Annotated in this window: 10 protein-coding genes; 4 read left to right on the forward strand and 6 right to left on the reverse strand. The window is 61.1% G+C overall.

Going from position 1 to position 13,078, the window contains the following annotated elements:
* Window positions 1-14 precede the first annotated feature (14 nt).
* From ASG55_RS25865 to ASG55_RS25875, 3 genes are all read right to left on the reverse strand, one after another.
* On the reverse strand, window positions 15-386 hold the full coding sequence (locus ASG55_RS25865) for a YcfL family protein (protein ID WP_016772611.1): 372 nt from the start codon (window positions 384-386) through the stop codon (window positions 15-17).
* Window positions 387-402: 16 nt separating this feature from the next.
* Complete coding sequence (locus ASG55_RS25870; protein ID WP_056791673.1) at window positions 403-1,797, reverse strand: COG3014 family protein; 1,395 nt, start codon at window positions 1,795-1,797, stop codon at window positions 403-405.
* A gap of 206 nt (window positions 1,798-2,003) precedes the next feature.
* On the reverse strand, window positions 2,004-3,410 hold the full coding sequence (locus ASG55_RS25875) for a COG3014 family protein (protein WP_056791676.1): 1,407 nt from the start codon (window positions 3,408-3,410) through the stop codon (window positions 2,004-2,006).
* Between the two features lie 242 nt (window positions 3,411-3,652).
* Here ASG55_RS25875 and ASG55_RS25880 point away from each other — a divergent pair, with 242 nt between their 5' ends.
* Window positions 3,653-5,551, forward strand: a complete 1,899-nt coding sequence (locus tag ASG55_RS25880) for an FTR1 family protein (protein ID WP_056791678.1) — start codon at window positions 3,653-3,655, stop codon at window positions 5,549-5,551.
* A gap of 102 nt (window positions 5,552-5,653) precedes the next feature.
* Window positions 5,654-6,109: a YaiI/YqxD family protein gene (locus ASG55_RS25885; protein WP_041476910.1), complete on the forward strand. Its 456-nt coding sequence runs from the start codon at window positions 5,654-5,656 to the stop codon at window positions 6,107-6,109.
* Between the two features lie 104 nt (window positions 6,110-6,213).
* Here ASG55_RS25885 and elbB read toward each other — a convergent pair whose 3' ends face one another.
* Entirely contained in the window at window positions 6,214-6,882 is a 669-nt protein-coding gene (gene elbB / locus ASG55_RS25890; protein WP_016772616.1) for an isoprenoid biosynthesis glyoxalase ElbB, read from the reverse strand.
* Window positions 6,883-7,049: 167 nt separating this feature from the next.
* Entirely contained in the window at window positions 7,050-7,709 is a 660-nt protein-coding gene (locus ASG55_RS25895) for a DedA family protein (protein ID WP_056791681.1), read from the reverse strand.
* Between the two features lie 207 nt (window positions 7,710-7,916).
* On the opposite strand from ASG55_RS25895, the gene hemB reads away from it, so the two are divergent.
* Window positions 7,917-8,930 (forward strand): porphobilinogen synthase, encoded by a 1,014-nt coding sequence (gene hemB / locus ASG55_RS25900; RefSeq protein ID WP_056791684.1) that lies wholly within the window; start codon window positions 7,917-7,919, stop codon window positions 8,928-8,930.
* 18 nt (window positions 8,931-8,948) lie between these two features.
* Window positions 8,949-11,174 carry a polyphosphate kinase 1 gene (gene ppk1 / locus ASG55_RS25905; protein WP_016772619.1) on the forward strand — a complete coding sequence of 742 codons (2,226 nt, stop codon included), beginning with the start codon at window positions 8,949-8,951 and terminating at the stop codon, window positions 11,172-11,174.
* Between the two features lie 245 nt (window positions 11,175-11,419).
* On the opposite strand, the gene ppx is transcribed toward ppk1, so the two are convergent.
* Window positions 11,420-12,922: an exopolyphosphatase gene (ppx, locus tag ASG55_RS25910; protein WP_041476907.1), complete on the reverse strand. Its 1,503-nt coding sequence runs from the start codon at window positions 12,920-12,922 to the stop codon at window positions 11,420-11,422.
* Window positions 12,923-13,078 lie beyond the last annotated feature (156 nt).

Genomic DNA, 13,078 nt, shown 5'->3' on the forward strand with positions numbered 1-13,078 from the left:
ATAGGGTGGCGGGCTTAAGGCGTCTTGATTTCCAGACGGAAATCCACGGCTTTCGGGGTCGGGGCGATGGCCTGAATGAAGCTGGTCTGGGCGCCGTACATCATCTGGCTTTTCCACACTTCTTCTTCGGCAACCGGGAAACCTTCGGCGCCGAGCCAGGCGAAGCGGTAGTAGAAAATCTTGTTGCTGTTAAGGGTGTTGCTCAACTGCACGTTGACGGTCATGAAGCCGTTTTCACGAGCCACGCGCATGGCGCCGACGACGATGTGTTTCTGCGGGCCCATGGCCACGACTTTGCTCGCGGCGCTGCCCGGCTCAGGTGGTGGCGGGGTGGCGCAGCCTGCCAGCAAGGCGAGGGCGGCGACGGCGATGATCTTCAAGCGCATTGCAAAGACTCCGTTCTTAAGGTTGTTTGAGGCTGGCGACGTTGGTCGCGGCAGCGCTCGGCATTACGTGAGCAGCGATGCCGCCAGCGAATACCTGGTTGCCCACGGCACGCAGGCTGATCACTTGGTAACGCTGGTCGACGGTGACCTTGACCACCGAGCCGCCGACGGCGCTCGGCAGGGTAACCTGATGCTCACCTTTTTTCAGGCGCAGACGCACCACTTGGGTGTTGTCCGGCAGGGTGCGCCATGTACGGGTATCGGCACCTTCGAGCACTGCTGAAGAAATACCCACAGCGAGACCGGCCAGCGGATTGGTTTCGTTGATCTGCTTCTGCGCCACGCCTTTGGTGATCGCGCGCACGGTGGTGCGCACGATGATCCCCGGCATGTCATCACGCAGAGCGCGGCGGGACATGGCGGTGGTGCTGTTCAGTGCGGTCAGGTCGACCTGCTTGCCGTCGACGCCGATCTGCGCAAAAGGCGCGGTGGAGGTGTCCGGTTTGATGATCGGGAACGACAACGGGGTGATCACCACGTTGTTGGAAATCGGCAGCGGCAGCGGTACGCGAATCGAGTCACGGGCCGGGGCCAGACCGCTCTGCACGACGATGAGAATGTCGCTGTCATCGGATTTGGAAGGCTTGTCGAGGTTGACCAGCGCCTGCTCGAGCAGCGGCGTGTTCGGGCGCAATTCGGCAGCCTTGCGATAACCCGGCGCGGCCAGATCCTTCTCGCCCAGGGCTTCGTAAACGAAACCGGCCAGGTAATGGCTGAACGCACTCTGGTAGCTGTTTTTCAGGCCGACCACTTCCGGCGCGTCGAGGCTGGCCACCGGATAACCCTGCAGATCCTTGTACTGGGTCTTGATGCCTTCTTTCTCGGCCTGTTCTTCGCTCTTGAGGTATTCCTTGTCGCGCAGGTCAGCGATCACTGCTTCGCGTTCGTGAGTCTTTTTGATCGCCGTGCGGGCACCATCGAAATCGTTGACCGCCAACAGGTTCAGAGCCATCTGCGTGGTCAGCATGACTTTTTCGTAGTCATAGCCTTCGTAGCGACGCACCTTGTCGTTGACGATGAAGCTGCCGAACTGCGCCAGGTACTTGGCCGAGTCGAGCTTGACCGCGTCTTCCCATTGACCGACCACCTGATCGGCGCTGCCCCACGCGTTCTGGCTGCCTGACAGGTCGCCCTTGGCGCGCAGCAGTTCGCCTTTCTCGAAGTAATAGAGCAGGTCTTTGTCGGTGCCGGTGTTGTTCTTTTCCAGCAGGGTCAGCGCGGCGTCGACGTTGCCGGATGCCAGTTGCTGATTGGTCTGGGCCAGTTCGGAATCGTAGTTGCGAAACGCTGCGCAGCCGGACAACAGCGTGACGGCGCTGAGCGCGAGCAGCATGGGAGCGCGGAATGCCATGGGTACTTCTTCCCTGAGTAACAAAACTTGCAGCCGCGTGTGCTGGTCGGGCTGGTGTGACCTATCGACGGTGGCGCTGGCCTCCTGCCAATTCCTCATGCGTGAGGAGCTTTTGATGCCGGCTCGCTGGGCGAGGGCGCGGCATTATAAACGTGGGGTGATGGCTATGTAATAGCTTTTTGGGTGCATTTTCAGATGCGGTGCCATCACTTCTCCGCAGAAGCGGGTGTATCCGACGCGGGTTTTTTATTCGGTACAAAGGCTGATCCGACGGTATAGACCTGATCCCGGAATACCCGCAGGTGCAGAATCTGGCGGTCCTGGTCGACGCGCATTTCAAAAGGGTGGTCGATGGACGCAGGCGCAAAACGGAAGGTATGCAGGCCTTTTTTCAAGCGCAGGCGGGCGACCAGCGTCTTGTCCGGCAACGCTCGCCATGTGCGGGTGTCGGCTTCTTCGAACGGATCATCCTGAGTGACGACCAACGAGGCTTTCGCCGGGTTGCGCTCGTTTTCCTGCGCTTGACCGATGGCGGCCATGTTGGCGCGGAACATCGCCCGCGAGATGATTTGCGGCATGTCGTCGCGCAGTGTGCGCATGGACATGTCAGTCACGCTGTTGATCACTACCAACGGCTGTTTGCGACCGTCTACGGTGATATGGCTGAAGTTGGGCGTAACTGCGTCCGGCACCATCACCGGGAATGAAATGGGCGCGATGATGACCAGTGTTTCGTTCAGACGAACCGGGATCGGCACTTGCACTGAGCTGCGAGCCGGAGCCAGGCCACTCTGGATAATCAGCAACACATCGCTTTCATCGGCTTTCGCTGGCGGTTTGTCGAGATTGCGCAGGGCCTTTTGCAGCAAGGGCATATCCGGCCGCAGTTCGATCGCCTGACGATAACCGGCCGCCGCGAGGGCGCGTTCGCCGAGGGCTTCATAGGTGAATCCGGCCAGATAGTGGCTGAACGCACTCTGATAGCCGTTTTTCAGCTCAACGACCTGCGGCGCATCAAGCAAGGCGACCGGGTAGCCTTCCAGTTCCTTGTAATGGAGAACTTTGCCTTGAGCTTTTGCCTGTTCCTCGGCCGCTTCGTATTGCTTTTCACGCTGGCGGGCGATCAATGCTTCGCGTTCGTGGGTTTTCCTGATGTCTGCGCGGGCGCCGGCAAAGTCATTGACGGATAGCTGGTTCAAGGCCATTTGCGTAGTCAACATGACCTTTTCGTAATCGTAGCCTTCATAGCGCCGCAGCTTGTCGTTGACCAGCATCGTGCCCATTTCATCACCGAAACGGGCCAGTAATTTCATCGCGCCGGACGGGTTGGCTTCCTCGCGCTGGAAGATCATGCGGTCGGCATTGCGCCAGGCGTCCTGGCTGTCGGGCAGGGCACTGCCAGCGCTGAGGATCGCGCCTTTTTCCAGGTAATACAGCAGATCCTTGTCTTCCCACGGGTTGTTCATTTCCACCAGTGCCAGAGCCCCGGTCAGATTGCCCCGGGTCATTTGCTCGGTGGTCTGCTGCATTTCAAGATCGTAGTTGCGATAGGCGGCACAACCGCTCAACTGAACAGCGACGCAAAGCAGCAAAATGAACGGAAGACTCCGCATTGAGGTTGATTCCTTGCGCGCAAATGCTCTGGGGCGGGCAGTATAAAGTGGATGGTGGCAAATGGCTGCGATCTTGATCGAGCGTCAATCGGCAGCGGGCAGTGCGGCAATACTCGGCGACAAACGCTGCTGCCGTCTGCCGGGTATTTCCTGCCAATCAAAGCGAAACGCCGACAAAGCTTGAGAGAAATGTCTTCGAAGTGAACAATATGTAACTTCGCATTTCCATTTGAGATTCGTTCATGACTGCCTCGTCCCGATTGCTGGCCTGGCTGCTGTTCCCGTTATTGTCCCTGAGCAGCCTGCCGCTGCTGGCCGATACCGTGGAAGGCGCGCCGCAAGCGTTGCACCTGCTCGATTACATCAGTGCCGATTACCCGCCGACGGTCGCGGCAGGCAAAGTCATCGACGATGGCGAATACCGCGAGCAGCTGGAATTCACCCAGGTTCTGCAAGGCTTGATCACTGCATTGCCAGCCAAACCGGAAAAAGCCGCGCTGGAACAGGGCGTCGAATCTTTGCACGCCGCCATCACTGCGAAGCAGGACGGTGCTGATGTCGCCCGTCAGGCCCGACAGCTGGGGGCGAAACTGGCGGTGGCTTATGAAGTCAGCCAGGCACCGATCATCACTCCGGACCCGACACGCGGTGCGCCGCTGTATGCGCAAAATTGCTCGGTGTGCCACGGCGACACTGGTGCTGGCGACGGCCCGGCCGGTGTCGGTCTGACCCCTGCGCCAGCCAACCTGCGCGACGCTGCGCGGATGGATCACCTGAGTCTGTACGCGATCTACAGCACCCTCGGCCAGGGCGTCGAAGGCACCGACATGCCGGCGTTTGCCGATCAGCTCGATGATCGCCAGCGCTGGGATCTGGCCACCTACATCGCCGGCTTCAGCGCCGATGCGACGGCCGCCAAGTCCGACAAGGTCTACAACATCGCTGACCTGGCCCGGCAGACCCCGGCCGAAGTGCAGGCGGCGGAGGGCGCAGAGGTCGCGGCGACGTTCCGTGCCCAGCGCGCGCAACCACCGCAGGTCAAGCGCGGGCCGGCGCAGTTGCTCGATTACACCGCCGCCACGCTGGACAAAAGCCTCGCGGCCTACCGTGCCGGTGAGCACGATCAGGCCTATGACCTGTCGGTGGCGGCGTATCTGGAAGGCTTCGAACTGGTCGAAAGCTCGCTGGATAACGTCGATGCCAACGTGCGCAAGGACACCGAAAAATCGCTGATGGCGTATCGGCAGTCATTGCAGGATGGTCTGCCGGTCGAGCAGGCCGAGCAGCGTCTGGACGCGGCCAAAGCCAAACTCAAGGAATCCGCCGGCCTGCTGGGCAGCGATGGTCTGAGCTGGTCGCTGAGCTTCATCTCCGGCCTGCTGATTCTGCTGCGCGAAGGCCTGGAAGCGATTCTGGTGCTGGCGGCGATCCTCGCCTTCCTGCGCAATACCGGTCAGCAATCGGCAGTACGCAGTGTCAACGTTGGCTGGGGTCTGGCACTGCTGGCAGGTCTGGGTACCTGGGCACTGGCGGCGTACGTCATCGACGTCAGCGGTTCGCAGCGTGAGTTGCTGGAAGGCGCCACCGCGCTGTTTGCCAGCGTCATGGTGTTGTGGCTCGGCGTGTGGATGCATGACCGCCGTCATGCGGCGGCCTGGCAGGATTACATCAAAAGCAGTCTGGTCGGCGGCGGTGGACGTTTCGGCTTTGCGATCCTGGCGTTCTTCTCGGTCTATCGCGAGTTGTTTGAAGTGATCCTGTTCTACGAAACCCTGTGGCTGCAGGCCGGTCCTGCCGGGCACAACGCCGTGCTGGCTGGCGGTGCCACGGCGCTGGTGCTGCTGGTCGGCCTGGCGTGGGTGATTCTGCGCGGCTCGGCGAAACTGCCGCTGACCTTGTTCTTCAGCATCAACGCCGCGCTGTTGTGCGCGTTGTCGGTGGTATTTGCCGGGCATGGCGTCAAGGCCTTGCAGGAAGCCGGGATCTTCGGCACACGGCCGGTCGCGTTCTTTGAATTCGACTGGCTGGGGATCCATGCCGATGCCTATTCGCTGACCGCGCAGGTGGTGGCGATTGTGGCGATTGCTGTGCTGTATGGGCGCAGTTGGGTGGCGGAGAAGCGTCGGGTTTCGGCTGCATAAAGGCATTCGCTGCGCTCATATTCGCGAGCAGGCTCGCTCCCACAGGTTCGGTATGTATCCTGTGGGAGCGAGCCTGCTCGCGAATTTTTTGGAGGCAAGAACATGCGTGTATGGATTGATGCCGACGCCTGTCCACGGGCGGCGAAGGATCTTGTAGTGAAATTCGCCCTCAAGCGCCAGTTCGAAGTGGTGCTGGTAGCCGGGCAGCCGCAGACCAAGCCGGGGCTGGCCATCGTCAAACTGATCGTGGTGCCGAGCGGGCCGGATGCTGCGGATGATTATCTGGTCGAGCACGCCGTGCCGGGCGAGCTGGTGATCTGCAGCGATATTCCGCTGGCCGATCGGCTGGTCAAGAAGGGCGTGGCGGCACTGGATCCGCGCGGCAAGGAGTTCGATGCGCAGAACATGGGCGAGCGGCTGGCGGTGCGGAATCTGTTCACCGATCTCAGGGAGCAGGGCCAGATGAGCGGCGGCCCGGCGCCGTTTGGCGAGCGCGAGAAGCAGGCGTTTGCCAATGCGCTGGATCGGATTCTCACCCGGCTCACCCGCAAGCCCTGAAAAGATCGCAGCCTGCGGCAGCTCCTACAGGGGCGGTGTATGCCGCAATATCACGGCGCGACACGAAACCTGTAGGAGCTGCCGAAGGCTGCGATCTTTTGATTTCAAGCGTCGTTTTCGTGGGTCAGTTCGAGCACGCGGTCGACCAGTTTGTTGATCCCCGAAGCCGCTTCACTGATGGTCTGCGCCAGCATGTAAGCCGGGGTGGTGACCAGTTTGCGCGCCTTGTCTTCGACGATTTCCGTCACGGCGCACTCTTCGTGGGTGGCGCCCATTTTGTTCATGGCCGCAGCGGTGTCGGCGTCGTTGCCGATGGTGCAAGTCACCCCCGGGCCATAGATTTTCGCCGCCAGCGCCGGTGAGATGCAGATCAGCCCGACCGGTTTGCCCGCTTCGGCAAATGCTTCGGCCAGGGCCAGCACTTCAGGTTGTACGGTGCAGCCGGCGCCTTCGATGGCGAAGTTCGACAGGTTCTTTGCCGCGCCGAAACCGCCGGGCACGATCAGTGCGTCGAAATCCTCGACATCGGCGTCGCGGATATCCTTGACGTTGCCCCGGGCAATCCGCGCCGATTCCACCAGTACGTTGCGCGATTCCGGCATTTCTTCGCCGGTCAGGTGGTTGATCACATGCAATTGCGCGATGTTTGGCGCGAAGCACTGCACCTGTGCTCCGCGCTGGTCGAGGCGCAGCAGGGTGATGACACTTTCCTGGATTTCGGCGCCGTCGTACACGCCACTGCCGGACAGGATCACTGCAACTTTTTTGCTCATGGGCTTCTCTCCAGATTCATGGCGCTCAATGTCCCTTAAATCGTCGCGCGTGGCCATAGGGGCATGGCTGACGCGCGCGGGAACAGAGCGCTCTCTCAATGGATCGCAACGGCGGCGGGGTGTTCATTATTTGCCGGGAATGCGCGTGGCAGCCGCCAGCGAATGGCTTATTCGGCTGGCGTTTTCGGTCCGGCAGGAGGGGTCGCTTCGGCCTGACGCAACTGCTCGGCCTCGGCTGCCTTGGCGAGCTGCTCGTCCTGATAGATTTTCTTTGCCAGTTGCGCATTCTTGAAGCGGCGCCGCAGCCACAGGCCCAGCCCGAGGATCAGCAAGGCGCCGAGCACCCACAGCTCGTACTTCTTGATGCTGCCGAGCATGCCTTCCAGCACTGCGCCGAAGTGGTAAGCCGCCGCAGCCAGTGCGGTGGCCCAGATCGCCGCGCCGATACCGTTGAGCAGCAGGTAACGTCCCGGTGGATAACCGGACAGGCCGATCGCCACCGGCATCACGGTGCGCAGGCCATAAACGAAGCGGAAGCTCAGGACCCAGATGTCCGGATGTTTGCGGATGTGCTCCAGCGCGCGGTCGCCCATCATCTGCCAGCGCGGCTTGCGCGCAAGCAATTTGCGCCCGTGCTTGCGCCCCAGGAAGTACCACAGCTGATCGCCGGCATAGCTGCCGAAGAACGCCACAACCACCACCAGGTTGATGTCCATGTATCCACGGAACGCAAGGAAGCCTGCGAGCACCAGAATGGTTTCGCCTTCGAAGAACGTGCCGAGGAACAAGGCAAAGTAGCCAAAGTCGTGCAGAAATTGTTGGAGCATTGTCTGGGTGCTGGCGAAATGAACGCGCAGCCTAACCCTTCGGGCACATTCATGAAAGTGTCCAAATGTGTCTCGACGTGAACATTTCCTACATCGACAATGGATTGCGGCTACCTGTCACAGAGCACACATAACTGTCATCTGTTAGTCATAATGGCCGTCTATAACTGTCACGCTCGCCCGTTTGCCCGGGCTCAGGAGTCTGCCGTGAGCTTTACCCCCGCCAATCGTCTGTTCCCAGCCACTCGTCTGCGTCGCAATCGTCGTGATGATTTTTCGCGGCGGCTGGTGCGTGAAAACGTATTGACGGTCGATGACCTGATCCTGCCGGTGTTCGTGCTCGACGGTGAAAACCGCCGCGAAGCCGTGGCCTCGATGCCGGGCGTCGAGCGACTGACCATTGATCTGCTGCTTGAAGAAGCGGCGAAATGGGTCGAGCTGGGCATTCCGGCGCTGGCGCTGTTCCCGGTCACGCCGCCTGAACTGAAATCCCTCGATGCTGTCGAAGCGTGGAATCCCGAAGGCATCGCCCAGCGCGCCACTCGCGCCCTGCGTGAGCGGTTCCCGGAGCTGGGCGTGATCACTGACGTGGCGCTGGACCCGTTCACCACCCACGGTCAGGACGGCATTCTCGACGAAGACGGCTACGTGCAGAACGACATCACCGTCGATGCGCTGGTGCGTCAGGCGTTGTCCCACGCCGAAGCCGGCGCGCAGGTGGTGGCGCCATCGGACATGATGGACGGCCGCATCCAGGCGATACGTGAGGCGCTGGAAATTGCCGGCCACGTCAACGTGCGCATCATGGCCTACTCGGCCAAGTACGCCAGCGCCTACTACGGCCCGTTCCGCGATGCCGTGGGTTCGGCGTCGAACCTCGGCAAGGCCAACAAGGCCTCTTATCAGATGGACCCGGCCAACAGCGACGAAGCGCTGCACGAAGTCGGTGCCGACTTGTCCGAAGGCGCGGACATGGTCATGGTCAAGCCGGGCATGCCCTACCTGGACATTCTTTTTCGCGTCAAAGATGCCTTCAAGGTGCCGACCTTCGTCTATCAGGTCAGTGGCGAATACGCCATGCACATGGCCGCTATCCAGAATGGCTGGTTGAGCGAAGCGGTGATCCTCGAGTCACTGACCGCCTTTAAACGTGCCGGTGCAGATGGCATCCTGACTTACTTTGCCGTTCGTGCCGCTCAATTGTTACGAGAGCAGAAATAGCCCTCCCAGGAACATTCCATGAATACCGAAGGACTCACTGAAGTTGCCGTAAAAGAAGCTCAGCCGGTGGTCGAGCAAATCACCGAAACCCCGCCGGAACTGGAGCCTGCGCCACCCGCGCCGGTTGCCGAAACCGCTGTGGCGGTACCGGCGATCGCCATTCCCGGCCTGGATGACAGCAGCCTGTACATCCACCGCGAGCTTTCGCAATTGCAGTTCAACATCCGCGTGCTGGAACAGGCGCTGGACGAGTCCTACCCGTTGCTGGAGCGTCTGAAGTTCCTGCTGATCTTCTCCAGCAACCTCGACGAATTCTTCGAGATCCGCGTCGCCGGGCTGAAAAAGCAGATCACTTTTGCCCGCGAACAGGCCGGCGCTGACGGTTTGCAGCCGCATCAGGCGCTGGCGCGGATCAGCGAACTGGTCCACGGTCACGTTGACCGCCAGTACGCGATCCTCAACGACATCCTCCTGCCCGAGCTGGAAAAGCATCAGGTGCGCTTCATCCGTCGGCGCAACTGGACAACCAAGCTCAAGACTTGGGTACGCCGCTATTTCCGCGACGAGATCGCGCCGATCATCACCCCGATCGGCCTCGACCCGACGCACCCGTTCCCGCTGCTGGTGAACAAGAGTCTGAACTTCATCGTCGAGCTCGAAGGCATCGACGCCTTCGGTCGCGACTCCGGTCTGGCGATCATTCCGGCGCCACGTCTGCTGCCGCGGATCATCAAGGTCCCGGAAGAAGTCGGCGGCGCTGGCGACAACTATGTATTCCTGTCGTCGATGATCCACGCCCACGCCGATGACCTGTTCCAGGGCATGAAGGTCAAAGGCTGCTACCAGTTCCGTCTGACCCGAAACGCCGACCTGGCGCTCGATTCCGAAGACGTCGAAGACCTGGCCCGCGCCCTGCGTGGCGAGTTGTTCTCGCGGCGCTACGGTGACGCGGTGCGTCTGGAAGTTGCCGACACCTGCCCGAAACACCTCTCGGACTATCTGCTCAAGCAGTTCAACCTGAGCGAGACCGAGCTGTATCAGGTCAACGGCCCGGTCAACCTGACGCGTCTGTTCAGCATCACTGGCCTCGATAGTCATCCGGAGCTGCAATACACGCCGTTCACCCCGCAGATCCCGAAACTGCTGCAGAACAGCGAAAACATCTTCAGTGTGGTCAGCAAGCAGGACATCCTCCTGCTGCACCCGTTCGAGTCGTTCACGCCGGTGGTCGACCTGCTGCGTCAGGCCGCGAAAGACCCGCACGTGCTCGCGGTTCGCCAGACCCTGTACCGCTCCGGCGCCAACTCGGAGATCGTCGATGCGCTGGTCGACGCCGCGCGTAACGGCAAGGAAGTCACTGCGGTGATCGAGCTGCGCGCGCGCTTCGACGAAGAATCCAACCTGCAGCTTGCCAGCCGTCTGCAAGCGGCGGGCGCAGTGGTCATCTACGGCGTGGTCGGCTTCAAGACCCACGCCAAGATGATGCTGATCCTGCGCCGCGAGGCTGGCGAGATCGTCCGTTATGCGCATCTCGGTACCGGCAACTACCACGCCGGTAATGCCAAGCTCTACACCGACTACAGCCTGCTCACCTCCGACGACGCCTTGTGCGAGGACGTCGGCAAACTGTTCAGCCAGTTGATCGGCATGGGCAAGACGCTGCGCATGAAAAAGCTGCTGCATGCGCCGTTCACCCTGAAGAAGGGCATGCTCGACATGATTGCCCGCGAAACCCAGTTCGCCCTCGAAGGCAAACCGGCGCACATCATCGCCAAGTTCAACTCGCTGACCGATCCGAAGATCATCCGCGCGCTGTACAAGGCCAGCCAGTCCGGCGTGCGCATCGATCTGGTGGTGCGCGGCATGTGCTGCCTGCGTCCGGGCATCGCCGGGGTCTCGCACAACATTCATGTGCGCTCGATCATTGGCCGCTTCCTTGAGCACACGCGGGTGTTCTACTTCCTCAACGGCGGCGACGAGCAGATGTTCCTCTCCAGCGCCGACTGGATGGAGCGCAACCTCGACAAGCGCGTCGAGACCTGCTTCCCGGTGGAAGGCAAGAAACTGCTGACTCGGGTCAAGAAGGAGCTGGAGCTGTACCTGACCGACAACACCCACAGCTGGAGCCTGCAGTCGGACGGCCGCTACATCCGCAACACACCCACTGGCAACCAGAACCCGCGCAGTGCGCAGGCGACGTTGCTGGAGCGGCTGGGCAGCCCGATATTGCCTGTCAGCAGTTAAGTGCCGAAGGTCAAAAGCCCCTCACCCTAACCCTCTCCCGGAGGGAGAGGGGACTGACCGAGGTGTCTTGCGTCATACACTGACCTGAAATACCTGATCGAACTCTGGCCTCAACGCTAGTACAAATCGGCTCCCTCTCCCTCGGGAGAGGGCTGGGGTGAGGGGAGAGCTACACCGCCGCTCTCAAGCCAAACCCAATAAAAAGGCGATCCTAACGGATCGCCTTTTTTGTGCCAGCCAGTTACTCAGTGCACCGTGAGGACAATTCCAACCCGCGTCAGCCAATCCGCTTCCAGGCCGAAATCCGCCTGGGTCAGCTGATTTTCATCCAGCCAGTTCTCCGGGAATTCCACGTCGAGATGATCGCCATTGGCATGCAGCGCCACCTGTGGCATCGCCTGGGTCCCGCGAATGTGATGGAACAGAATCGCAAACCGCAGCAGCACGCACAGGCGAATCAGTTTGATGCCGTCATCGCCGAATTCGGCGAATTTGTCCTTGGGAATATTGCGCCGATGCCCACGCACCAATAGCGCGAGCATCTGCTGGTCTTCTCGCGAGAAGCCGGCCAGATCGGAGTGTTCGATCAGGTAGGCGCCATGCTTGTGGTAGTGATAGTGAGCGATGTCGAGGCCGACTTCGTGCACTTTCGCCGCCCAGCCGAGCAGTTCGCGCCAGATGCCGTCATCCAGTTCCCAGTCCACGGCGACCTGATCGAAGGCGTGCAGGGCCTTGCGCTCGACCCGCGCTGCCTGTTCCAGGTCGACGTGATAGCGCTCCATCAGCGAGGTCAGGGTGCGTTCGCGCACGTCTTCATGGTGATGACGGCCGAGCAGGTCGTAGAGCACGCCTTCACGCAGTGCGCCTTCGCAATGGTCCATGCGTTGCAGTTCAAGGGCGTCGAAGATCGCTTCGAGAATCGCCAGGCCCGCCGGGAAGATCGCCCGACGGTCAGGCTTGATGCCTTCGAAATCGATCTTGTCGGCGTCGCCCAGCTTGAACAATTTGCGCTTGAGCCACGCCAGGCCTTCGGCGTTGACCTCGCCGCTGCCGTGGCCGCCAGCCTTCAGGGCCAGGCCGATGGCGCGAATCGTACCGGAGGAGCCGATGGCTTCATCCCAGGTCAGGCGATGCAGGGCGTGCTCGATGCTCATGATTTCCAGGCGCGCCGCCGTGTAGGCCTGGGCGTAGCGGGCCGGGGTGATCTTGCCGTCCTTGAAATAACGCTGAGTGAAACTCACGCAGCCCATTTGCAGGCTTTCGCGCAATAAAGGCTCGAAGCGCTGGCCGATGATGAATTCGGTGCTGCCGCCGCCGATGTCGGCGACCAAACGTTTGCCCGGGGTGTCGGCGAGTGTGTGCGAAACGCCGAGATAGATCAGGCGCGCTTCTTCACGGCCGGAGATGACTTCAACCGTGTGGCCGAGGATTTCCTCGGCGCGGCGGATGAACTCGCCACGGTTGCGCGCTTCACGCAGGGCGTTGGTGCCGACGATGCGCACGGCGCCGAGCGGCATACCGTTGATCAGTTGGGCAAAGCGCTTGAGGCAATCGAGGCCGCGCTGCATCGATTCTTCGTTGAGCTGGCGCGCGTCGTCGATGCCGGCGGCCAGTTGCACCTTCTCGCCGAGGCGCTCGAGGATGCGGATTTCGCCGTTCTGGGCCTTGGCCACGACCATGTGAAAGCTGTTGGAGCCCAGGTCGATTGCGGCGATCAGGGACAGATTCTTGGCTTGGGATTGCGGCATGGTCAGGGGGTCTCGGTCGATAACCCCGACATCGTGCCACGATCAAACGCTGACGCCAACGCGCATGGCTCAAACCGCCGGAGCGCGCACCCCGAACCTGATCGTTCCCACGCGGAGCGTGGGAACGATCAACGCGGAGCGTGGGAACGATCAACG

Source organism: Pseudomonas sp. Leaf434, from assembly GCF_001425545.1.
Classification (GTDB): domain Bacteria; phylum Pseudomonadota; class Gammaproteobacteria; order Pseudomonadales; family Pseudomonadaceae; genus Aquipseudomonas; species Aquipseudomonas siliginis.